A 21,708-nucleotide genomic window follows, 5' to 3' on the forward strand; every position below is an offset into this window, starting at 1 on the left:
CTTCCTATACTCGGCAAAAAACAAATTCCCGAACCTGGAGACGTGTCCCTCATGAATGCACCCGATCGCGCCGCGCTAGCCGCCGCAACCGTTTCGCTAGACGATAAGTACACGCTGGAGAACGGCCGCGTTTATATCAGCGGCACGCAGGCGCTCGTGCGTCTGCCGATGCTGCAAAAAGCGCGCGACCGCAAGGCGGGGCTGAATACGGCTGGATTCATCTCGGGCTATCGCGGCTCGCCGCTCGGCGCGCTCGATCAGTCGCTGTGGAAGGCGAAGGCGCATCTGAAAGAAAGCGACATCGTATTTCAGCCGGGCGTGAACGAGGATCTCGCTGCGACCTCGATCTGGGGCACGCAGCAAGTCAATCTATGGCCGGGCGCGACGCGTGACGGCGTGTTCGGCATGTGGTACGGCAAGGGTCCGGGCGTCGACCGCACGGGCGACGTCTTCAAGCACGCGAATTCCGCCGGCAGCGACAAGCACGGCGGCGTGCTCGTTCTCGCGGGCGACGATCACGCGGCGAAGTCGTCGTCGGTCGCGCATCAGTCGGATCACGCGTTCATCGCGGCTGGCATTCCGGTGCTGTATCCGTCGAACGTGCAGGAGTATCTCGACTACGGTCTGCACGGATGGGCGATGAGCCGCTATTCCGGTCTATGGGTCGCGATGAAATGCGTGACCGACGTGGTGGAATCGACCGCATCGATCGACCTCGATCCGGATCGCGTGGAGATCGTCACGCCGACCGACTACGCAATGCCAGAAGGCGGCCTCAACATTCGCTGGCCCGATTCGCCGCTCGCGCAGGAAGCGCGTCTGCTCGACGAGAAGTGGTACGCGGCCCTGGCCTACGTGCGCGCGAACAAGCTGAACCGCGTCGTGATCGACTCGGACAAGCCGCGCTTCGGCATCATCACGGCGGGCAAGGCGTATCTCGATGTGCGTCAGGCGCTCGTCGATCTCGGTCTCGACGATGAAACCTGCGCGCGGATCGGCCTGCGCGTGCTGAAAGTGGGCTGCGTGTGGCCGCTCGATGCGCAGGACGCACGCGCGTTCGCGACCGGTCTCGAAGAGATTCTCGTCGTCGAAGAGAAGCGGCAGATTCTCGAATACGCGCTGAAAGAAGAGCTCTATAACTGGCGCGAGGACGTGCGCCCGCGCATCTACGGCAAGTTCGACGAACGCGACAACGAAGGCGGCGAATGGTCCGTGCCGCGCGGCGACTGGCTGCTGCCGGCGCACTACGAGCTATCGCCCGCGCTGATCGCGAAGGCTGTCGCGCGTCGTCTCGCACGCGCCGATCTTCCTTACGACGTGCGTGCGCGCATGTTGTCGCGCGTCGAAACCATTGAGGCGAAGGAGCGCGAGGCGATCAAGCCGCGCATCGATGTCGAGCGCAAACCGTGGTTCTGCTCGGGTTGCCCGCATAACACGTCGACACGCGTGCCCGAAGGCTCGCGCGCGCTCGCGGGCATCGGCTGCCATTACATGTCGATGTGGATGGACCGCAAGACCGAGACCTTCAGCCAGATGGGCGGCGAAGGCGTCGCGTGGATCGGCCAGATGCATTTCTCGGGCGACAAACACGTGTTCGTCAATCTCGGCGACGGCACGTACTTTCATTCGGGCTTGCTCGCGGTGCGCGCGGCGATCGCGGCGAACGCGAACATCACCTACAAGATTCTCTATAACGATGCGGTCGCGATGACCGGTGGACAGCCGGTGGACGGCGTGTTGACCGTGCCGCAGATCGCGCATCAGGTCTTTGCGGAAGGGGCGAAGCGCATTGTCATCGTGACGGACGAGCCGCAGAAATACGATGCGAACGTTGCGTTGCCACAGGGCGTGGACGTGCATCATCGCGATGAACTCGATCGTATTCAGCGCGAGCTGCGCGATACGCAAGGCACGACCGTTCTCATCTACGATCAGACCTGCGCGACGGAAAAGCGCCGCCGCCGCAAGCGCGGCACGTATCCCGATCCGGCGCGTCGCGCGTTCATCAACGATGCCGTCTGCGAAGGCTGCGGCGATTGCTCGGTGCAGTCGAACTGCCTTTCCGTCGAGCCGATGGACACGCCGCTCGGCACCAAGCGCAAGATCAATCAGTCGTCGTGCAACAAGGATTTCTCGTGCGTGAAGGGCTTTTGTCCGAGCTTCGTCACGGCCGAAGGCGCGCAGGTTCGCAAGCCCCGCGCGGCCGGCGGCGTGAAGCCCGATTTCGATGACCTGCCGTTGCCTTCGTTGCCCGCATTGTCGAAGCCCTACGGCGTGCTCGTGACGGGCGTCGGCGGCACGGGCGTCGTGACGATCGGCGGATTGATCGGCATGGCGGCGCATATCGAACGAAAGGGCGTGACCGTGCTCGATATGGCCGGTCTCGCGCAAAAGGGCGGCGCGGTGCTGAGCCACGTGCAGATCGCGCCGGAGCCGCGGGCGCTGCACGCGACGCGCATCGCGACGGGCGAAGCGCGGCTCGTCATCGGTTGCGACGCGATCGTGTCCGCATCGAACGATGTGCTTTCGCGCACGCGTCACGGCATCACGCATGCCGCGATCAACAGCGGCGCGACGCCTACCGCCGAATTCGTCACCAACGCGCAATGGACGTTTCCCGCGGCGCAGACGGAGCAGGCGTTGTCGGAAAGCATCGGCGCGGGATGTGAATTCGTCGATGCCAATGCGCTCGCGCTGAAGCTCCTCGGCGACACGATCTATTCGAATCCGCTGCTGCTCGGTTTCGCATGGCAGAAGGGCTGGCTGCCGCTCGAACTCGCGAGCCTCACGCGCGCGATCGAACTGAACGGCGTGGCCGTGGAGAAGAACGTGCTCGCGTTCAACTGGGGCCGCCTCGTTGCGCATCGTGGCGTGGGCGATCTGCTCAAGTCCACGCAACACGCGGTCATCGTGAAGATGCCCGAGTCGCTGGAAAACGTGATCGCGACGCGCGAAACGCTGCTCACGGCGTATCAGAACGAAGCGTATGCGCGTTCGTACCGCAGCGTGGTCGAGCGCATTCGCGAGAAGGAAAAGCCGCTGGACGCGAAGCTGCCGCTCACGCGCGCCGTCGCCGTGAATCTCGCGAAGCTGATGGCCTACAAGGACGAGTACGAAGTCGCGCGTCTCTATGCCGATCCCGCGTATCTCGACAAGCTGCGCCAGCAGTTCGAAGGCGAGCCGGGCCGCGATTACAAGCTCGCGTTTCATCTCGCGCCGCCGCTTTTCGCAAAGCGCGATGAGCACGGCCATCTCGTGAAGCAGCGCTTCGGCGCGTGGATGCTTCCCGCGTTTCGCGTGCTCGCGAAGATGAAGGGTTTGCGCGGCACATCGCTCGATGTGTTCGGCAAGACGGAAGAGCGCCGCACGGAGCGCCGGATGATCGCGGAGTACGTCGCGCTTGTAGAGGAGTTCGTCGCGACGCTCGATGAAGAGCGCTTCGACGCCGCGCTGAAGCTCGCGAAGCTGCCCGACGAGATTCGTGGCTTCGGTCATGTGAAGGAGCGCAACATGGCGGCCGTCGCGAAGAAGCGCGAGCGATTGGTGGATGCTTATCGCGCGCCGGTGGAGATGGCGGCGACGGCTTGATAGCGGTGCCGTTTCCGCTTGCGATTTACGGCCTGTCGATGTGGCTGCCGACGATCATCAAGGGCTTCGGCGTCACCGATTCAACGACGGGCCTGCTGTCCGGCGTGCCGTATCTTTTCGCGGTGCTCGGCTTGTGCATCGTGCCGCGCCATTCCGACAAAAAGCGCGAGCGTTACTGGCATATCGTCGCGGTGACGAGCTTCGGCGCGGTCATGCTGGCCACGAGCGCATGGGCCGGCAGCGCCCAGTTGCAATTCGCCTTCATCTGCCTCGCGGCGTTTTCGCTCTATGCGATTCAGCCCGTCGTCTGGGCATTGCCGGGAGAGTTTCTGACGGGCGCGAGCGCGGCGGTCGGCATCGCGGCGATCAATTCGATCGGCAATCTCGGCGGTTATTTCGGGCCGGCAGGCGTCGGCTTCATCAAGGACCGCACGGGCAGCCTTACCGCCGGCCTGTACTTTCTCGCGGCGACGCTGCTCGTCGCGGTGATCGTCACCTTCGCGGTGCGCGCCGCGCTGGAGAGGCCGCGCGCCGGATGAGCATGACCAGTCCCACGAATCGATACGCTCGTGTTGCGCTGGCGGCGATAGGGTATCTTTACGCTCAAAGACAAACGCGGAGCCTAAAGGAGACATCGCATGAAAGGCGTTTATAAGCTCGCCGTCGTCGGCGTGGGCAAGATTGCGCGGGATCAGCACTTGCCCGCGATCGCCGCGCAGCCGGGGTTCGAACTCGTCGCGTGCGCGAGCCGCAATGCAAGCGTGGAAGGCGTGCGCAACTATCAGGATATCGGCGCGCTGCTCGCCGCCGAGCCGTCGATCGATGCGGTGTCGCTCTGCGCGCCGCCTCAGGTGCGTTACGCGCAGGCGCTCGCCGCGCTCGACGCAGGCAAGCACGTGATGCTCGAAAAGCCGCCGGGCGCGAGCGTGAGCGAAGTCGAAGCCTTGCACGACATCGCGCGCTCACGCGACTGCACGCTCTTCGCGTCGTGGCATTCGCGCGCCGCGAGTGCAGTCGTTCCGGCGCGCGCGTGGCTCGCGTCGAAGGATGCGGGCGCGATCCGTTCGGTCGAAGTGCGCTGGAAGGAAGACGTGCGACGCTGGCATCCGGGGCAACAATGGATCTGGGAGCCGGGCGGTCTCGGCGTGTTCGATCCGGGCATCAACGCGCTATCGATCGTCACGCGCATCCTGCCGCATGAAGTCGCGCTGCGCGCGGCCACGCTCACGATGCCGAGCGATACGTCCACGCCGATCGCCGCCGAGCTCGATTGCGTCGCCACGAATGGCGCGGCGGTGCGCGCGGTGTTCGACTGGCGTCACGGGCCCGTCGAGGAGTGGGACATCGACGTCGAAACGGACGCGGGCCGCCTCTCGATGCGCGAAGGCGGCAAGCGTCTGACGATCGCGGGCAAGGCGATCGATCTCGGAGCCGAACGCGAATATCCCGCGCTATACGAGCACTTTCATGCGCTCATCGAAACGAAAACGAGCGATGTCGATGTGCGTCCGTTGCGTCTCGTCGCCGATGCGTTTCTCACCGGGCGGCGCGTCGAAACGGAACCATTCGGCCGCTGATTCGCCGGGACTCATGTAGCGCGATACGTCGCGCTTCGGATCGCGTTGACCGCGGATACCTCGCCCTCGGGCGCGGCGCTCACGTGCGCGTGCCGCGCGACGAGCGGAATGCGCCGTGTGCTTCCCGGCGCAAGATGGAACCAGTCGGTGCGCGCGAAGTAGTTCGGATCGACCACGTGCACCCAGCGCGCAAGCTGCGCTGTTTCGACGACCAGATGAAAGCCTTCATCGTCCTTCTCGATGTCCGCACTCAGGCCGATATCGCGACGCTCGCCGATGGACGGATCGGGGAAATGGAACGCTTCGGATAGCACTTCGTTCGTGTGGGCGTCGCGCAGGACGACATGCGTCGCATCGTGCGCGCGCGGGCCGAAGCGATACGCGTAGGCGATATCGAAGAATGCGCCGATCAACGCATTCGACGACACACGTTGCACGCTGCGCGGTCGCAATACGACATCGCGCGAACCGCCCGCCACCTTCACTGCGCCTTCACGCAGACACGTCAGTTCGACGCGTGCGCGAATCTCGCGCGCGGTCTCGTTGACGAGATGAACGTCGAGGCCATCGAGACCTTCGTCGAGGATCAGCACCTGCACGGGTTGCAGCACGCGCGCGAGTCCGTGCAGCGCGCTCTTCGGTGCGCCGAGCACGTCGATCACGCCCCAGCCCGCGCCCGGACGCACATCGAGCAGATTCCATACGATGCCGCCCGCGCAACTCGACCCTTCACGACGCCATTCCGAGAACACCGCGCCGATCACATCCGCGACCACGGCGCGCGACAGTTCCAGATAGCGCTCGGGATTTTCATAGCGCAAACGCGGCACGTCCACGCGATAGAGCGATTGCATGTAGTGTTCGCGCACATCGTCGAAGTCCCATGCCGATCCGGGGTCGCGCGGCACGCCTGTCTTCCAGCGCGGTTCATGCGCGCGCGGGTTCGGTATCGCGCGCAGAGCGGCATCGTCGGGCACGTTGGCGAACGCGAGGCATTCGGAGGCGAAGCGCACTTGCGCGCGGCGCACGTCGTCGAACGAACGCTGATACGCCGGCACGCCGTAGTAATGCGTGATGCCGCCGCGGGTGCCGAAGGGCATCGATTCCTTGTCGCCGGGCGCCGCGCTCGGCGAATTCACGACATACGTGACGTCCGGCCGTTGCGCTGCAATCGCGTTCGGCAGGAGTTCGGTGAAGAGGCGTTGCTGATACGCGTCGAAGGGCAGGCCGAGCATCGCCGCCTGCTGATGCACTTCGCTTCCGCCGCACAGCACCGCGAGCGATGCGAAGCGGCGCGTGCGTGAAAGGAACTGCTCGGCTTCGCGTTGCACGCTCGCGCGAAATGCTTCGTTGTCCGGATAATCGAAGTTCGCGAACGCGAAGTCCTGCCACACGAGCACGCCGTGTTTGTCGGCGAGTTCGTAGAACGTGTCGGATTCGTAGAGCGTGATGCCGCTCACGCGAACGATGTTGAGGCCCGCATCGCGAACCAGCCCGAAGATGTGATCGAGCTTTTCGCGCGGCGCATCGAGCGCGACGATATCCGCCGACGTCCAGCACGCACCGCGCGCGAACACGGGCACGCCATTCACAACGAGCTGAAAGCCCTGGCCGTCCGCGCCACGATCGATTTCGATCACACGAAAGCCGACTTCGGCGAGTTCGACATCGCCGAGCTTCACTGCATAGCGCGACGGCTCGCCGTGCGTATGCGGATACCACAGACGCACATTCGGCACACGCACGCGGCCTTTGAGCGTGCGTGCATCGTGCCATTGCATCGTGGCTCGCGCATCGCCGCATTCGATCGGAACCGGCGTTGGCTCCTGTGCATGAAAGTAGCGCACGGTGACATCGAGAACGCCATCGCTGCCATCGACGCTCGTACGCAGATCCACGTCGGCGATGCACGCACGCGATTCGCCGATTATTTCGATCGCGCGCCACGGGCCCGCCGGTTGAATCGCCGGACACCAGCCGGACATGTGGCCGAGCAGCGTCGTGCGCACGTTGCGCAAGGTGGCCGGTTGCGCGAGCTTCGGACGCCAGCGCGCGCGTCCGCGTTTTGAGGCGAGCGCGGGCGCGATCGATCGAAAGCAAAGATAAAGCGTGTGCTCGCCGTTGAGATCGACATCGAGATCGTGGACGACGAACATCGAATCCGATTCGAGCAGCTTGCGATCGTCGAGCCAGACTTCCGCGATGGTCGCCAGGCCGTTGAAGCGCAAGCGCCGTTTGCCGTCGCCCGATAGCTTCACGCGATACCAGTGATCCGAATGCGCGAACGGCCGCGCGAGCGCTTCGTCGTCGACGCCCGTCGCGCGCAAGGCCGAAGCGATCGTGCCGGGCACGGGCGCATCGATCCACTTTGTGAATGTATCGAGCGTATCGAGCGATGCGGGCGTGGCGCTCGCGCCCGCGGGCGTGCTCACGCACTGCCAGCCATCGGAGAGACGCCGCGGCGCGTGCGCGGACAGGACGTGCATGAACCTACCTCGTCGATGAAATTCGAGGAACGCCAAAGCCGCGCGACCCGCGCGCGGCTTTGACGACGCTCAGAGAAAGCGCGCGGCGAGCGGCTCGATGACCTTGTCGTACGAAGCCTGCATCGAGGCTAGACAGTCCTCGCACGAATCGGAGCGCGAGCGCATGCGGGCGCGCGCGAGACGGAACTGCATGACCATCGCTTCGCTCGCAATGGCCTGAGCGCTCGTTCGAATCTCGCTCGACACTTCCACACCGTGCTGATTCAGCCAGCCGAGATACTTCGACAGCAACTCGAAGTTCGAGCCGATCTGACGCATCACGTTGAACGTGTAGAGGTGATAGTACGCGGGATCGCGTTCGAGCAACGCACGCAGATGCTCGGGAAATTCCGCGCGCCATTGTGCGACCGGATTCGCCGCCGGACGCTCCGCGAGGCGCAGCTTGAGCAGCTCGACCGAGCGTTGCACCATCGCATCGCCTTCAAGCGGCGCGCGCGCGCGCTTCACGAATTCGACGTACGGGAAGAGCGCGTGCACATCGCTCGCGAGTCCGGGCATCAGACGGAACACGCCGTCGTAGTCCTCGCCCGATAACGCGAAGTAACCCGCGTTATGGAAGTACGTGATGCGCTTCGCTTGCGTGTCGATGGCGTCGATGGCGATGGTCGTCTTCGTATGCGTCTGCCGGTACGCGGTCGCGCGCGTATCGGGCAGATAGTACGAGTCCATTTCGGCCACCACCATGTGCCCGCGACGCGTCTGCTCGCGCACGTGCGCTTCCAGCGTGTCGTAGATCGCGAGCTCTTGAGCCTGCAGGCCGTAGAGCCGCGCGATATCGTCGAGCGAGAACTTCGGGAACGTGAACTGATCGCCCTCGAACGCCTGCGTCACCGTGAATGCGAGCGCCGCATGCGGATCGCAGCCGTAGTGATGCAGCAGCTCGATCCACAAATCGACGTAGCAGTTCGTCTCCAGCCAGACGCGCTCTTCACGATGCAGCGCGTGCTGGCTGTAAGCGGTGTCCGCAGGCATGGACGTGTCGGTCACGGCTTCTGCCGGCGAGCGTGCGTTCATGCCTTGTTTTCCAGGTTCGCGAGGCCTTCCTCGATGAGCGGCGCCTTGTCGCCCCAGAGCAGCTGACGCACTTTCGCAGGCCACGCCTTGACATCGAGACCGTGGTGACGGAAGAGCGCGAGCGTCGTGCGCTCCATGCCGAAACCGACACACGCGGTATGCGCGACCTGATCGTCTGCCTGACGGATATGCCAGAGTTCGCCGAAGTGATCCTGGTGATAGTTGAACGACAGGCACGCGGTGGGACGATCGGGCGTCGCAACGGGCACGAGCAGTTCGAACTTCAGTTGTTGCGCGCGCTGGCTATCCGCGACGATCATGCCGCCGCGCCCGAAGAACGGATCGTTGGCGAGATCGATCTCGAAGGGCAGTTCGAGCAGATTCACGAGCAGCGAGCCGCGCTCGATCCACTTCTGACGGAACGCCATAACCTGTTCGGGGCTGCCGACACGAATGTATTCGCGCATCCGGAACATCTGCATGCGGCCCGGATCGATGGACGGCTCGTGACGGAAGCAGTACGAGAACGCGTCGAAGATCGCGCCGTCTTCAGCGAGACTGCCGCGCTTCGCGACGAGCGGATAGATCGGATAGCATGCGGCCGGCGTGAGCACGAGGCGCGTGGGCTTTTGCTGATCCATCCATTCGTCGGAGCGCTCTTCCTCTTCACCGACATGCACGACCTTGTCGAGCGCTTCGAGCAGGCGATGATGCCCGCGATCGTTGCCCTGAAACGAGTGGATCGTGCCCGCGAGATTCGGGAAGCTCTTCAGGTACTCGCTGTCTTCGAAATCGCGGCGGCGCATCGCGGGCGGAAAGCGCAGCACTTCCGCGTGTTGATCCGCGCCGAGCGCCGTGATCGCCTGATTGAGCCGCTCGACCACGTCCTCGAAAACTTCGCTGCGGCCATAGAGACCGTCTTCGCCCGTGTCGAGCAGAATCCCGGCTTCGATCAGTCGATCGCGCAAGGTCAAGTCCGATTTGTCGTACGGTGCCTGAGTCTCTTGTGCTTGTGCTTGTGCTTCGGCCTGCATCATGGCGGCCTGTTCCGTCGGCATGTTCATATCGTCAAAGGGTCCCCGTTGCGGTGCGCTGCGCAAGCAGCAGATTCGCCGTGTTCAATTCGATTCGATCGTTGCTGATCATGAGAGGCGCCGAATGCAGATCGCGCAGATGGCGCCCCACGCTGAACGGCGTGTCGTTCTTGTAGCCCGCCATGCCCGAGATCATCAGCGTCTCTTGCACGACATGCACGGCCGACTGCGAGATCGCCAGCTTGAGCATGTTCAGATCCGCGTTGATGCCGATCGATGCCGCGAGCGGCGCGTCGTCGTCATTGCTCAGGCTCGCCTTGCGCGTCGCGCGTTCGGCCTGCGCCGCTTCGACATTGGCGAGCGATTCGCGCAGACGCGCCTGCATCATCTTGATGAGCGTGAGCACTTGCGAAAGGCGCGCGGCCGAAGGCGGCAACGCGGGCTTGCCGCGCGCCTGATTGCGGAAGAACTGATGCGCGCGGTTCGCCGCGTCGCTCGCGATACCGCACCACACCGACGACCACAAGGTATGCGATACGGGCAGCATGCTTTCGTCGGCGATCTTTGAGAACGGCGTCGGCAGGATCTGTTCGGCGATGCCGCTCGCGACGAGCCGATGGCCTTCACTGCACGTCCCGCGCATGCCGAGCGTGTCCCACGTGCCGCGCTGTTCCAGCGTGAAGGTATCGCGCGGCGCCACGATCAAGACCTGATCCGAGGGCGGCGCATCCGGATGACGGCGCGCCGTCACGAGAATGCAGTCGGAATACTTGCCGTACGAAATGGTCGGTGCGAGCTTCTCGATGCGAAAAGCGTTGTCGACGAGATCGACCGCGCAGGCGCTCGTGCGCATGTTGCCGCCGATGTTCTCTTCCGACGTCGCCGACGCGAGCAGCAATTGCTCGCTGACCATGCGCGCGAGGAAGTCGCGCTGCCAGGCCACGTTCACGCCATGATCGACGATGCACACAACCTGGCTCTGGTGCATCGCGTAGATCATCGCGGCGGAAGCGCAGCCTTGCGCCATCGCCTCGCACAGACGCGCGACGCCGGTGAGCGACAGGCCGTCGCCGCCGTATGCCTGCGGGATCATCGCGGAGAAGAGGCGCTCTGTCCGCATCGCCGCGACCGCTTCGGCGGGAAAGCGCGCTTCGCGATCGACCGCGTCGGCGTGCTGCGCGGCGACGGCCGCCACGCGCTTCGCGGCTTCGATCAGCTCGCTTTCGCTGCGCGGGTTCGCGCTCTGCGTGAGCTCGGCCACTTCAAGCTCTTGAGCGGGCGCGTTCATGCCGCCGCCTGCGAACGACGCAGTTCGTTGACGGCCGATGCGAGCGAATCGACACTCGAAAAGAGCCGACGCGTGAGCATGTGATCGGGAATCTCGATGCCGAATTCGTCTTCGATCGCGAGCATCACGTGGACCGTGGCAAGCGAGGAGAGACCGGCGGCGTAGAGATCGTCGGCGTCGGCGAGCGTGTCGATGGGCACGTCGAGACGAGCGGACTCGGCGAGGATGCGGCGCAATTCAGTTTTCATTTTCTGTGTTTTCCCTTGTACCCGGCCATTGGTGCAACTTATCCGGATCGCGACGATGAATTTTTATCGAATGTCGCTAACACCGGTGCGAATCGGCAGTGGTGTTGTTGTTGTCCCGTGAAGACGGTTCCACGAGAGCCCTCGCACGCACTGTTTCTTATAACTTTTCTTTGATCGTATTTAACGAATTTGCGACCCTCTACGTCCGTGCGATGGCGCACGAAGAGCTTCGTTGAGGAACCGCCGTTTTGTGCGATATCCAGCACGTCGCAATCGGACGCGATGATTCAGACTCACGCCAGCCGCTTATGGGCTATGAACGGGTAACTCTTGCGCGTGGTCGAATGAGCGACATGCAAAAACGATGCGCACGGTGAAAGCTTTTTGAAACGATAACTTTTTGGAGTGAGGTAATTGGTACTAATATCGCTGCTGCTGATTTTCATAGCGCTGTTCTTCCTTTGGAAAAAACGGCGCGGCATGATCCTGCTCGTTACGGCCGGCGTCTTCTGGGTGCTCGGGAGCTGGCTTCCGGGGCCGCTCGTGCGGCTCGCGAACGATCACTACACGTCGATGAACGAACCGGCCTTCGGCTCGCGCATGGCGATCATCGTGCTTGGCGGCGGGACCTCTTACGATCGCCAGCGGCGTCTCGTGCCCAAGGGCGACGCGATCACGCGCATCGATCTTGCGGCGTCGCTCTATAAGCGCTGCGCCGAGATGGAGAAGGAGTGCTTTGTCATCGTGAGCGGGGGCAATCCCCAGCATCACGAGCAAAGCGAAGCGGATTTATATGGAAGCCTGCTTCTTGACGCAGGCGTGAAGCGCGCGGATCTCATTCTTGAAAACCAGAGCCTCGATACTTACGAGAACGCGCGCAATACGGAGAAAATTCTACGGTCGCGGCCTTACGACAGTTCGGTGCTTATCACGTCGTCGCTTCATATGCACCGCGCGATGCTCGCGTTCGAGGCCTTCGGTCTGCATCCGCAGCCCACGGTTGCCTTTATCCGTCCGCAATTCACCTGGTGGCGTCCGCATCCGAAAGGATGGTTCGATTCGAATAGCGCGTTGCATGAACTGGTCGGTATCGCGCGCTTTTATGTGTGGCGATGGATCGGCCTGTATTGAGGTGCGACGTATACTTCCGGGTAAAGGCTATCCGGGAGACCATGCAATGAATCAGCTTATACGGGCCGTTGCATTCGCCGCGGACAAACATCGCAAGCAGCGCCGCAAGGATGCGGACGCGTCGCCGTATATCAATCATCCGATCGCGCTCGCGCAGGTGCTCGCGAATGAAGGCGACATCGACGACGAGCACGTTCTGATCGCGGCCATACTGCACGATACGGTCGAGGATACGGACACCTCGCACGACGAACTCGTGCGATGCTTCGGCGCGCAAGTCGCGCGCATCGTCGCTGAAGTGACCGACGACAAGTCTCTGCCGAAGGCAGAGAGAAAGCGTCTGCAGATCGAACATGCGGCGCATATCAGTCACGGCGCAAAGCTCGTGAAACTCGCGGACAAGATCTGCAATCTTCGCGATATCCTCGCCATGCCGCCGTCCAACTGGAGCGATGAGCGAAAGCGCGAATACTTCGATTGGGCGAAGCGCGTCGTCGATGAATTGCGAGGCGCGCATGCGGGACTCGAAGCCGCGTTCGACGAGACTTATCGCAAAGGCGTCCCTTCAGGACACGCTGCGCCTCAAGTCAGCGCGTCGTTCAGATAGCGCGCCGTGCGGCTCGCGGCATGTTCCGCGATCTGCGGCGGCGTGCCCGTCACGACGATTTGGCCGCCATCCTCGCCCGCGCCGGGACCGATATCGATGACCCAGTCGGAGAGCGACGCGACGCGCATGTCGTGCTCCACGACGACCACCGTATTGCCCGCATCGACGAGCCCCTCCAGTTGCGCCATCAGGCGATCGACGTCGGCGGGATGAAGGCCCGTTGTCGGTTCGTCGAGGATATAGAGCGTGTCGCCGCGATGCGCGCGCTGCAGTTCCGTCGCGAGCTTGATGCGCTGCGCTTCGCCGCCCGACAGCTCCGTCGCGGGCTGCCCGAGCCGCAGATAACCGAGGCCGATGTCGCGCAGCGCGGCGAGCGCGCGCATCACGCTGGCTTCATCGGCGAAGAACTCGCATGCGGTATCGACCGTCATGTCGAGCACATCCGCGATGTTTTTCCCCTGCCATTCGATCTCCAGCGTCTGCGGGTTGTAACGCGAGCCGTGGCACGTCGCGCATGACGTGTAGACGCTCGGCAGGAACAGCAACTCGACGCTCACGAAGCCTTCGCCCTCGCACGTCGGGCAGCGCCCTTGCGCGACGTTGAACGAAAAACGTCCCGCGCCGTAGCGGTGCTTGCGCGCGGCGGGCGTGCCGGCGAAAAGCTTGCGCACGTGATCGAACAGGCCGGTGTAGGTCGCGAGATTCGAGCGCGGCGTGCGGCCGATCGGTTTCTGATCGACGCGCACGAGACGCCGGATCGTCTCCATTCCTTCAACGATGCGTCCGCCAGCCGAGACATCGGCCGGCGCGAAGAGCGGGTCCTGCTCGTCTTCGTCGGTATCGTCGACGGTGCGTCCGAGCCGCTGCGCGACAAGTTCCGGCAACGCCTGACTCACGAGACTCGACTTGCCCGAACCCGAAATACCGGTGACGGTCGTGAAGGCGCCGAGCGGAAAGTCGGCGTCGACGCCATGCAGATTGTTGCGCGTGATGCCCTTGAGCCGCAGCCAGCCGCGCGGCTCGCGCGCGACGCGTTCGATCGTCTGCTTGGGCGCGAACAGATGCCTGCGCGTCTGCGATTGCTCGACCGATGCGAGGCCTTCGGGCGGTCCGCTATAGAGCACGTGTCCGCCTAGTTCGCCCGCGGCCGGACCGACATCGACGAGCCAGTCCGCGCGGCGCATCGTGTTCACGTCGTGCTCGATGACGAAGAGCGAATTGCCCGCGGCCTTCAGACGCTGCAAGGCAGCGAAGAGCGCTTCGCTGTCCGCGGGATGCAGCCCAGCGGACGGTTCGTCGAGCACGTACACGACGCCGAAGAGTTGCGACGCGAGTTGGGTCGCGAGCCGCAATCTCTGCAGTTCCCCCGAGGAGAGCGTCGGCGTTGCGCGATCGAGCGACAGATAACCCAGACCGAGATCGATGAGCGTGCCGAGCCGCTCCAGCAAATCTGCGGCGATGCGTTCGGCGGCGGCGCGTTTCTCGTCGGAGAGATTGGCCGTGCGGCGGACGTCGGGCGCGGCCTTGTGCGCCGAGCCGCCCGCCGCGACGCGCCTGGCCGTCGCCGCGATCCGGTCTTTCTTCGCGAGCGCGGGCGTCGGTGCGTCGTCGAGAGCAGGCCATTCGCCGCGTGCGATGGGCGCGAGCAGATCCGCGAGTCGGCCCAGCGGCAGACGCGCAAATTCGGCGATGTCGAGCCCGGCGAACGTCACCGACAGCGCTTCCTTCTTGAGCCGCTTGCCGTGGCACGCGTGGCAATCGCTGCCGACCATGAAGCGCGATACGCGTTTTTTCATGAGCGCGCTTTGCGTGTGCGCGAAGGTGTGCAGCACGTAGCGGCGCGCGCCGGTGAAGGTGCCCTGATAGCTCGGCTCGGCGCCGCGCTTCAAGGCGGCTTGCGTCTCCTTCGGCGTGAGACCCGCGTATACCGGCGCTGTCGGCTGGTCCTCGGTGAAGAGAATCCAGTCGCGGTCCTTCTTCGGCAAGTCGCGCCACGGCGTGTCGACGTCATAGCCGAGCGTCACGAGTATGTCGCGCAGATTCTGCCCATGCCATGCGGGCGGCCAGGCAGCGACGGCGCGCTCGCGGATCGTGAGCGAATCGTTGGGCACCATCGACTTTTCCGTGACTTCGTAGACCCGTCCGAGACCGTGACACACGGGACATGCGCCCTGGACCGTGTTCGGCGAAAAATCTTCCGCGTAGAGCATGGGCTGCTTCGGCGGATAGCTGCCGGTGCGCGAATAGAGCATGCGCACGAGGCTGGAAAGCGTCGTCACGCTGCCGACCGAAGAACGCGCATTCGGCGCGCCGCGTTGCTGCTGAAGCGCGACGGCGGGCGGCAAGCCTTCGATCGAATCGACCTGCGGCACGCCGACTTGTTCGATGAGCCGCCGCGCATACGGGGCAACCGATTCGAAATAACGGCGCTGCGCCTCGGCGTAGAGCGTGCCGAACGCCAGCGACGATTTGCCGGAACCGGATACGCCGGTAAAGACGACGAGGGCGTCGCGCGGCACGTCGACATCGACGTTTTTCAGGTTGTGCTCGCGCGCGCCACGCACGCGCACGAAACCTGCTCTCGACAGAGGCGCGGCATCGTCGCGTTCGGCTGATTCGCGTCTGGTTTTACGGGCATCCATGAGTCGGGCGGGTTTTCTCGGCGGTCGCAGCAACGGAAGTTTATAGGCGAGCATGCAGCATGCCAGATACCAGATGGCATTTTGCGTTATGCATCTTGCATGCGAAATGCACGCAGACCGGAGATGAACCTGATCGACGAGGACGAAATGAGGACAGCTGGATTGCGGTTTTTAATCGCGCTGACGACGGGCGCGACGATCGGCGTGTCGGGCTTGGCGATGGCTCAGTCAGGCGGCAACGGCAATGGCGGATCGGGCGGCGGCAACGCTCACGGCGCCGCGACGGCCGGGCCGACCGTCGGCGGAGACAATACGTCCGCGCCCGGCAGCGCACATCAGGGAGGCCATCACTTCAAGCAGAAGAAGAAGGCGAAGCCCGCGACGACGACGCCCCAGTGACGGGGCGAACGTAAGCGCGCGCATTGCGGATCAGGCCACGGCGCCTTCGATGTCGATGTCGTCGGTGCCGAGGCGGGAGAAGATATCGCACACCGCGCGCATCTCCGCTTCGTCGCGAATGCTCACGATGACGCGCGTGATGCCGCATTCGATGTCGGCGTCGCCGCCGTCCGCGCCGAACGAGGGAAGGATATCGTTGCTCGATACGTCGAGCCCGAAGGGATACTCGTGCGTATCGACCACGCCCAGATGCTCCCCATGCCCTGCGTATTCCGCCGCGATCCATTGCATCTGGGCATTATTGCTCTGTATTTGCGAAGCATGGAAATCGGCGAAGCCGCTCATGCTCGCCACGCGGACGCGGTCGGCCGCGATGCCTTCCGCGCGCAGATCTTCGAGTGCTTCATCCAGCTTACGGGAGCCGTGGAACGCTCCGATTACTTCACGCATCATTTGCTCGTCTCCTTGCTGCCAACCTCGATGCCGCGCCTCAGTATCGCCGTGAAAATCGCGAATGTGAATACGGATGTCCACCGGTTGCCGCCCGTTCGATGAGCGAGACGCGCGATAGGCGCAAGGCGTGTGGTGCAACGCATAGACATGCGCGGCGAAAGACCGGTGAACCGCTGTGTTCGGGCTCGCGACAGCGCGAAATGATGGCGAATCCAACGGATGCGGCAGGGACTCGCGAGCCGGAAGATGAAACGAACTGGTTATATGTCTGACGAATACGACTGCCTGTGTGCGGCTGATGCCGTAGGGCCAGCGCGGTTTCACTTCATGCGGTACTTGAACTTTACGCCGCAACAAACGGTTTATCAACGCCTTGCTTTGTCCCTATTCGCATGATTTCGATGGGGTTTTCCATCATGGCTGAAGCGCCGTTTAATGTTGTCCGCAGTGTGTGCCGCTGCCCACTTAGTAAAGCGAATATTGCTTCTAGAAATTGCGCCGGTCGCAATCCGAATTTCGGATTGAAATCGATAGTCATCGTACAAGCTGTCCCGCGCCCTATAATTGCTCATCGAGCACATCAAGATCGGCCTTTCAATGTCCCAAGCACTCGCGTCCGGCGCGCTTCGCCGCTCCCGAAATCTCACCGAGGAAGTCGTCGCCGAGTTGTCGGAGCGGATTCGCAGCGGCGCGCTGCACCCCGGCGACAAGCTTCCGACGGAATCGGAAATCATGGCGCAGCTCGGCGTGAGCCGCACCGTCGTGCGCGAATCCATCTCGCGATTGCAGGCTGCGCGCCTCGTGCAGACGCGGCATGGCATCGGCACATTCGTGCTCGAAGCGAGCGATCAGGAGCGTTTTCAGATCGAAGCGGCGGGCGATCTGACCGTGCGCGACGTGATGGCGATCCTCGAATTGCGCATCAGCCTCGAAGCGGAGGCGGCCGGTCTCGCGGCCATGCGCCGAACCGATGACAACCTCGCGCAGATGCGCCGCGCGCTCGATGACTTCGAGCGGCTCATCGAGGCGGGTGAGGGCAGCGCGGTCGCGGCCGATGTGGCGTTCCATCTGGAACTCGCGAAGGCTACCGGTAATCGCTACTTTCATAGCATCCTGAGCCAGCTCGGCAACACGATCATTCCGCGCACGCGCGTCAATTCGGCGGCGCTCGCGCATAACGATCCGTCTGGCTATCTCGATCGCGTGAATCGCGAGCATGAAGACATTTACGATGCAATCGAGCGCCGCGACCCCGAGGCGGCGCGTGCGGCCATGCGCATGCATCTTTCGAACAGCCGCGAGCGGCTGCGGCGCGCGCACGAAGCGGCGTCGAAGGGCGACTGATCGTCGTCGCGTTGTCTACGCTTCGTCGAGCATGACCGATAGCGTGCCGGCCGCGCTCTGCACGCCTGCATCGAGGTCGATCTCGTGCGGCGTCATTCTGGCGATCGCGCGCAGAAGACGCGGCGAGAAGCGCGCGCCGAAACGTGCGATCTCCGCTTCGCGCGTGGCGTCGTCGGCATGAGCGAGTGCGCGCAACTCGTTCAACGGCAAGCCGACGAACAGATCGAGCGCATAAGGCGGCGCATCGAAAGCGGTCGTCGTTCGCGGTGAATCCGGTGCGCGAATACGCAAGCCTGGTTGCAGATGCGATTCGAGTTCTGCTGTCACTTCGTAGTCCGCTTCCAGCTGGAGCGCCGTGTGCGCTTCGCTGCACAGGAACGGCGCGACGGACTGCAAGCGGGCCAGTTCTTCATCGGAAAGCAGCATAAGTTTTTTCCTCCAGATATCGATCGAAGTTATCACGCTTGAGCGGCGCTTGCCGATAGAGAAGGTTTGACCGATTAAGCGCGTCATGGCCGCCGCCGATGCTTTGAATTACTGCGGATTCTCATAGGCAAACCCGCTACAAACGATTGCGCGACTCTCCCAATTCTTATCCCCCGCTTAAGCACCCGCAAGCCCGACGGTTTAATGCGGTTTACGCCAATTCCACGCTACGATCTTACTGCCTCAAACTGACGGAATTGCCAGTTCCACGTCAACCGAACACGTCAGTCGGCCGTTAGCCCATTAAGTTATCCGGTCGCCCCGTCGAACGTTTATCGACAGGGCGCCGCCGCAACGCGCGCTCACGCTTGCAAACTCGGCTTCTCTTTCAATAGCCTCGTTCGAGGCTTGAGCTAATTTCCTTGCATTCTTTTTACGAACCGCCAAGGACAGAAAGCTATTTTGAATATTACGAAATATTTCCAGCAGGAATGGTGTTGGAGTTATGGAGACCAGGCGTTTGAAGATCTTACATAGCGAGTCCTCGAAGGGATGGGGCGGTCAGGAGATACGCACGTTGAAGGAAATGGTCGCGTTGCGCGAAAGCGGCCATACCGTCGAGCTGATCTGCCCGAGCGATGCGCGCCTCGGGCAACATTGCGCCGAGCTCGGATTCGCGGTGCATCACGCGCGCATGCGAGGCGGCGGCGATATGCGATCGATGCTGCGTATCAAGGCTCTTTTACGTCGCCGCGCATTCGACGTGCTCAACACGCATAGTGGCCACGACAGTCTCGTCGCGGGCACGGCGGGGCGGCTCGCGGGCACGCCGCTCATCGTGCGCACGCGGCATCTGGCGTTACCTATCTCGTCGCTCGCGACTTATGCGTGGCTCCCGCATCGTGTGATCGCCGTGAGCCACTACGTGCGCCGCTATCTGATTTCCGCCGGCGTCGCGGAGAAGCGCGTGCAGACGATCTACGACGGCATCGTGAAGCCGCAGCCCGTCGCGCATTCGACTTTACGCGACGAACTCGGTCTCGGACAAGACGCGTTCGTTGCGTGCATGGTCGCGATCATGCGCGACAAGAAAGGTCATGAAGATTTGATCGCCGCGGTGCGCCCGCTGATCGACACGTATCCCAACCTGCATGTCGTAATGGCGGGAGACGGTCCCAGTTTCGACCGCATCAAGGGGATCGTCGATAACCTTGGGCTTGCTAATCGCATTCATCTGCTGGGCTTTCGCACCGATATTCCCAACATCTTTCGCGGTTCCGATCTGTTCGTTTTGCCCACACATCAGGAAGCGCTCGGCCAGGCTTTCATCGAGGCGATGGCCGCGGGCTTGCCCGTGATCGGCACGCATGTCGATGGCGTGCCCGAACTCATCGAAGACAATGTGAACGGGCTGCTCGTGCCGCCGCACGATCCGGACGCATTGCGTGTGGCGATCACGCGCATGATCGACGATCCGGCGCTGCGTCGACGCCTGCGTGACGAAAGCCTGCGCATCACCGAACGTGGCTTCACGGTGCACGATATGGCGCACGAAACGGCGAGTTTCTATCGACGCGCGTTGCACGAGCGAGGCCATCGCAGATGAACGCAAAGCGGGCCCGCGCCGTTCCGGTGCTGATGTATCACCACGTCAGCACGTCGCCCGGCATGATCACGGTGACGCCCGATAACTTCGCCGCGCAAATGGACTACCTTGCGAGCGCGGGTTATCGCACGATCGGCTCGGCGCAACTCGCCGGTTTCCTGAGCGGCGAGGACATGCCGGCGAGATCGCTCGTCATTACTTTCGACGATGGCTATCTCGACAACTGGGTGCATGCGCATCCGGTATTGAAGCGCCATCGTTTCACGGCGCTATGCTTTCTCGTTAGCAGTTGGCCCGGCGAGGGCGGTGTGCGTCCGAATGCATCGAATGCTATGGCGCGTCTGCCGCGCTTGCTCGATCATCATGCGGGTGAACGCGCAATCGAGAATGGAAACGCCGACGATGTAATCCTGCGCTGGTCCGAAATCGAAGCGATGCGCGAAGCCGGTACGTTCGAATTTCATAGCCATACCCATTCGCATGTGCGCTGGGACCAAGTCGCAAAATCGCGCGACGAGAAGCGCAAGGGGCTGCAAAACGATCTGAGCGCCGCGCGTGCTGCATTGCGCACGCGTCTTGGCGAAGTATCCGATCATCTATGCTGGCCGCAAGGCTATTACGACGACGACTATCGGGAAATCGCGTTGAACGCGGGATTCAGGCATTTCTATTCGTGCCATACGGGAACGAACGTCGGCGCGAATTCGCTGGATCGCCATGCATCCGGCGACACCGGGCGCACGATCAAACGACTCGAAGTGCGCGACCGCCCGGCCTCGTGGCTGGCATCGCGCATGTGGGTGCATACGCGGCCTGCGATCAGCCGAGCCTATCTGAAGATCAAGCGCTGATTCCACGCTGATGCGCTCGCACGAAAGCGGCGATCGCATCGTTCACCGCATCGGTCGCGTCGCGATGCGGCGAGTGTCGGCACTGCGTCAGCTTGACGAGTTGCGTGTGCCCGACTGCCGCCTTGATTTCGTCAAGTTGCAGCATCGACGCGTATTCGTCGTCATAGCCTTGAATGGCTAGCAATGGCCGTCTGATCGACGATATCTCTTCCGTGATGTTCCAGTGCAGAAACGCCGGATTCAGCCACGCGTCGTTCCATCCGTAAAAGGCTGAATCCACATCGTCGTGATACGCCTGCAGCCTCTCTCTGAACGATGTCGTTTCATAGGATATGCGAGCCTTTTCGATGCCTTCCACGGCCATCGGCTCGACGAATACATGCGGGGCCAGCACGGCGAGGCCGGCCAGCGCCTCGGGAAACGCGCTTGCATAAAGCAGGGCGATCGTGCTGCCATCGCTATGCCCGATGAGCCACATGCGCGAGCGTTCCCGTGCGTCGATGCCGAGCGCATCGAGCAATGCGGGCAATACTTCACGTGCCTGCAAACTCAAGAACTCGACCGGCCATTTTTCAGCGGGCTGTCGCGGCGTGGACCGTCCATAACCGGGCCGCGAATAAACAAGTCCCCGGCAATTCAGGCGATCGCAGAGCATTTGCGGCCAGCCTTTCCATAGCGCGATCGAGCCCAGTCCTTCATGCAAGAACAATGCAATGGGCGCATCGGCGCGTTCGGAATTCAACCACTGATATTCGATGCGCACCGGATAAGCGGCGCCGGTCAATTCGACGAAACGCGTCGTGTCGATGCTTGCTGCCGGATCGGTCATGTGTTTTCGAAGGCTGAGCGTGAAGCGCTAAAGGTTATCAGACCGCCGCGCATGCGCCTTGAAAACCTGATCAGCGCATGAGTCGGCGCCGCGCCTCTCGATATGTGAACAAGATCTTTCGCATT

At 62.8% G+C, this 21,708-nt stretch carries 18 protein-coding genes and 1 pseudogene; 9 read left to right on the top strand and 10 right to left on the bottom strand.

Features of this window, described 5'->3' with window-relative positions; all coding sequences use genetic code 11:
* The first annotated feature begins 51 nt into the window (after positions 1-51).
* From AWB82_RS27240 to AWB82_RS27250, 3 genes and pseudogenes are all read left to right on the top strand, one after another.
* Entirely contained in the window at positions 52-3,588 is a 3,537-nt protein-coding gene (locus AWB82_RS27240) for an indolepyruvate ferredoxin oxidoreductase family protein (RefSeq protein WP_086972454.1), read from the top strand.
* Positions 3,589-3,593: 5 nt separating this feature from the next.
* Positions 3,594-4,127, top strand: a pseudogene (locus tag AWB82_RS27245) (MFS transporter); the annotation flags it as partial.
* A gap of 99 nt (positions 4,128-4,226) precedes the next feature.
* The gene (locus AWB82_RS27250; RefSeq protein ID WP_086972455.1) at positions 4,227-5,165 is read left to right on the top strand and encodes a Gfo/Idh/MocA family protein; all 939 of its coding nucleotides are present in this window, start codon (positions 4,227-4,229) and stop codon (positions 5,163-5,165) included.
* 11 nt (positions 5,166-5,176) lie between these two features.
* Here AWB82_RS27250 and AWB82_RS27255 read toward each other — a convergent pair whose 3' ends face one another.
* The 5 genes from AWB82_RS27255 to AWB82_RS27275 all read right to left on the bottom strand — a co-directional run bounded on the left by AWB82_RS27255 (position 5,177) and on the right by AWB82_RS27275 (position 11,295).
* A complete protein-coding gene (locus AWB82_RS27255; protein ID WP_086972456.1) occupies positions 5,177-7,651 on the bottom strand; it encodes a glycosyl hydrolase 2 galactose-binding domain-containing protein in 2,475 nt (824 codons plus the stop codon).
* Between the two features lie 69 nt (positions 7,652-7,720).
* Positions 7,721-8,725 carry a DUF1839 family protein gene (locus AWB82_RS27260; protein WP_086972457.1) on the bottom strand — a complete coding sequence of 335 codons (1,005 nt, stop codon included), beginning with the start codon at positions 8,723-8,725 and terminating at the stop codon, positions 7,721-7,723.
* Positions 8,722-9,789, bottom strand: coding sequence for an amino acid--[acyl-carrier-protein] ligase (locus AWB82_RS27265; protein WP_096031466.1), 1,068 nt, complete (start codon positions 9,787-9,789; stop codon positions 8,722-8,724). Before AWB82_RS27265 ends, AWB82_RS27260 begins: the two co-directional genes overlap by 4 nt.
* 4 nt (positions 9,790-9,793) lie before the next feature.
* A complete protein-coding gene (locus AWB82_RS27270) occupies positions 9,794-11,047 on the bottom strand; it encodes an acyl-CoA dehydrogenase family protein (RefSeq protein ID WP_086972458.1) in 1,254 nt (417 codons plus the stop codon).
* Complete coding sequence (locus AWB82_RS27275) at positions 11,044-11,295, bottom strand: acyl carrier protein (RefSeq protein WP_086972459.1); 252 nt, start codon at positions 11,293-11,295, stop codon at positions 11,044-11,046. Before AWB82_RS27275 ends, AWB82_RS27270 begins: the two co-directional genes overlap by 4 nt.
* A gap of 414 nt (positions 11,296-11,709) precedes the next feature.
* On the opposite strand from AWB82_RS27275, the gene AWB82_RS27280 reads away from it, so the two are divergent.
* Positions 11,710-12,426, top strand: a complete 717-nt coding sequence (locus AWB82_RS27280; protein WP_086972460.1) for a YdcF family protein — start codon at positions 11,710-11,712, stop codon at positions 12,424-12,426.
* A gap of 46 nt (positions 12,427-12,472) precedes the next feature.
* Positions 12,473-13,033, top strand: a complete 561-nt coding sequence (locus tag AWB82_RS27285; protein WP_086972461.1) for an HD domain-containing protein — start codon at positions 12,473-12,475, stop codon at positions 13,031-13,033.
* Here the strand turns inward: AWB82_RS27285 and AWB82_RS27290 are convergent.
* The gene (locus tag AWB82_RS27290; RefSeq protein WP_096031467.1) at positions 13,009-15,675 is read right to left on the bottom strand and encodes an excinuclease ABC subunit UvrA; all 2,667 of its coding nucleotides are present in this window, start codon (positions 15,673-15,675) and stop codon (positions 13,009-13,011) included. The genes AWB82_RS27285 and AWB82_RS27290 overlap by 25 nt on opposite strands.
* 123 nt (positions 15,676-15,798) lie before the next feature.
* Here AWB82_RS27290 and AWB82_RS27295 point away from each other — a divergent pair, with 123 nt between their 5' ends.
* Positions 15,799-16,074, top strand: coding sequence for a hypothetical protein (locus tag AWB82_RS27295; protein ID WP_407643051.1), 276 nt, complete (start codon positions 15,799-15,801; stop codon positions 16,072-16,074).
* Positions 16,075-16,104: 30 nt separating this feature from the next.
* On the opposite strand, the gene AWB82_RS27300 is transcribed toward AWB82_RS27295, so the two are convergent.
* Positions 16,105-16,527: a hypothetical protein gene (locus AWB82_RS27300; RefSeq protein ID WP_086972462.1), complete on the bottom strand. Its 423-nt coding sequence runs from the start codon at positions 16,525-16,527 to the stop codon at positions 16,105-16,107.
* 343 nt (positions 16,528-16,870) lie between these two features.
* Positions 16,871-17,065 (bottom strand): hypothetical protein, encoded by a 195-nt coding sequence (locus tag AWB82_RS37330; RefSeq protein WP_143756878.1) that lies wholly within the window; start codon positions 17,063-17,065, stop codon positions 16,871-16,873.
* A gap of 59 nt (positions 17,066-17,124) precedes the next feature.
* Here AWB82_RS37330 and AWB82_RS27305 point away from each other — a divergent pair, with 59 nt between their 5' ends.
* Positions 17,125-17,871 carry a FadR/GntR family transcriptional regulator gene (locus tag AWB82_RS27305; RefSeq protein WP_086972482.1) on the top strand — a complete coding sequence of 249 codons (747 nt, stop codon included), beginning with the start codon at positions 17,125-17,127 and terminating at the stop codon, positions 17,869-17,871.
* 15 nt (positions 17,872-17,886) lie between these two features.
* Here the strand turns inward: AWB82_RS27305 and AWB82_RS27310 are convergent, their stop codons facing one another.
* The gene (locus AWB82_RS27310; protein WP_086972463.1) at positions 17,887-18,297 is read right to left on the bottom strand and encodes a hypothetical protein; all 411 of its coding nucleotides are present in this window, start codon (positions 18,295-18,297) and stop codon (positions 17,887-17,889) included.
* A gap of 520 nt (positions 18,298-18,817) precedes the next feature.
* Here AWB82_RS27310 and AWB82_RS27315 point away from each other — a divergent pair.
* Positions 18,818-19,903 (top strand): glycosyltransferase, encoded by a 1,086-nt coding sequence (locus AWB82_RS27315; protein WP_086972483.1) that lies wholly within the window; start codon positions 18,818-18,820, stop codon positions 19,901-19,903.
* Positions 19,900-20,754: a polysaccharide deacetylase family protein gene (locus tag AWB82_RS27320; protein ID WP_086972464.1), complete on the top strand. Its 855-nt coding sequence runs from the start codon at positions 19,900-19,902 to the stop codon at positions 20,752-20,754. The genes AWB82_RS27315 and AWB82_RS27320 overlap by 4 nt, the downstream gene beginning before the upstream one ends.
* Here AWB82_RS27320 and AWB82_RS27325 read toward each other — a convergent pair.
* A complete protein-coding gene (locus AWB82_RS27325) occupies positions 20,744-21,583 on the bottom strand; it encodes an alpha/beta fold hydrolase (RefSeq protein WP_086972465.1) in 840 nt (279 codons plus the stop codon). The genes AWB82_RS27320 and AWB82_RS27325 overlap by 11 nt on opposite strands.
* Positions 21,584-21,708: the final 125 nt, after the last annotated feature.

It is taken from the genome of Caballeronia glebae (assembly GCF_001545035.1).
Lineage (GTDB): Bacteria > Pseudomonadota > Gammaproteobacteria > Burkholderiales > Burkholderiaceae > Caballeronia > Caballeronia glebae.

What these genes read in the sequence shown, in the direction of transcription:
- AWB82_RS27240 (WP_086972454.1), top strand. Translation starts at nt 52, where the DNA reads ATGAATGCACCCGATCGCGCCGCGCTAGCCGCCGCAACCGTTTCGCTA.
- AWB82_RS27250 (WP_086972455.1), top strand. Translation starts at nt 4,227, where the DNA reads ATGAAAGGCGTTTATAAGCTCGCCGTCGTCGGCGTGGGCAAGATTGCG.
- AWB82_RS27255 (WP_086972456.1), bottom strand. Translation starts at nt 7,651, where the DNA reads ATGCACGTCCTGTCCGCGCACGCGCCGCGGCGTCTCTCCGATGGCTGG.
- AWB82_RS27260 (WP_086972457.1), bottom strand. Translation starts at nt 8,725, where the DNA reads ATGAACGCACGCTCGCCGGCAGAAGCCGTGACCGACACGTCCATGCCT.
- AWB82_RS27265 (WP_096031466.1), bottom strand. Translation starts at nt 9,789, where the DNA reads ATGAACATGCCGACGGAACAGGCCGCCATGATGCAGGCCGAAGCACAA.
- AWB82_RS27270 (WP_086972458.1), bottom strand. Translation starts at nt 11,047, where the DNA reads ATGAACGCGCCCGCTCAAGAGCTTGAAGTGGCCGAGCTCACGCAGAGC.
- AWB82_RS27275 (WP_086972459.1), bottom strand. Translation starts at nt 11,295, where the DNA reads ATGAAAACTGAATTGCGCCGCATCCTCGCCGAGTCCGCTCGTCTCGAC.
- AWB82_RS27285 (WP_086972461.1), top strand. Translation starts at nt 12,473, where the DNA reads ATGAATCAGCTTATACGGGCCGTTGCATTCGCCGCGGACAAACATCGC.
- AWB82_RS27290 (WP_096031467.1), bottom strand. Translation starts at nt 15,675, where the DNA reads ATGGATGCCCGTAAAACCAGACGCGAATCAGCCGAACGCGACGATGCC.
- AWB82_RS27295 (WP_407643051.1), top strand. Translation starts at nt 15,799, where the DNA reads ATGAACCTGATCGACGAGGACGAAATGAGGACAGCTGGATTGCGGTTT.
- AWB82_RS27300 (WP_086972462.1), bottom strand. Translation starts at nt 16,527, where the DNA reads ATGATGCGTGAAGTAATCGGAGCGTTCCACGGCTCCCGTAAGCTGGAT.
- AWB82_RS37330 (WP_143756878.1), bottom strand. Translation starts at nt 17,065, where the DNA reads ATGACTATCGATTTCAATCCGAAATTCGGATTGCGACCGGCGCAATTT.
- AWB82_RS27305 (WP_086972482.1), top strand. Translation starts at nt 17,125, where the DNA reads ATGTCCCAAGCACTCGCGTCCGGCGCGCTTCGCCGCTCCCGAAATCTC.
- AWB82_RS27310 (WP_086972463.1), bottom strand. Translation starts at nt 18,297, where the DNA reads ATGCTGCTTTCCGATGAAGAACTGGCCCGCTTGCAGTCCGTCGCGCCG.
- AWB82_RS27320 (WP_086972464.1), top strand. Translation starts at nt 19,900, where the DNA reads ATGAACGCAAAGCGGGCCCGCGCCGTTCCGGTGCTGATGTATCACCAC.
- AWB82_RS27325 (WP_086972465.1), bottom strand. Translation starts at nt 21,583, where the DNA reads ATGACCGATCCGGCAGCAAGCATCGACACGACGCGTTTCGTCGAATTG.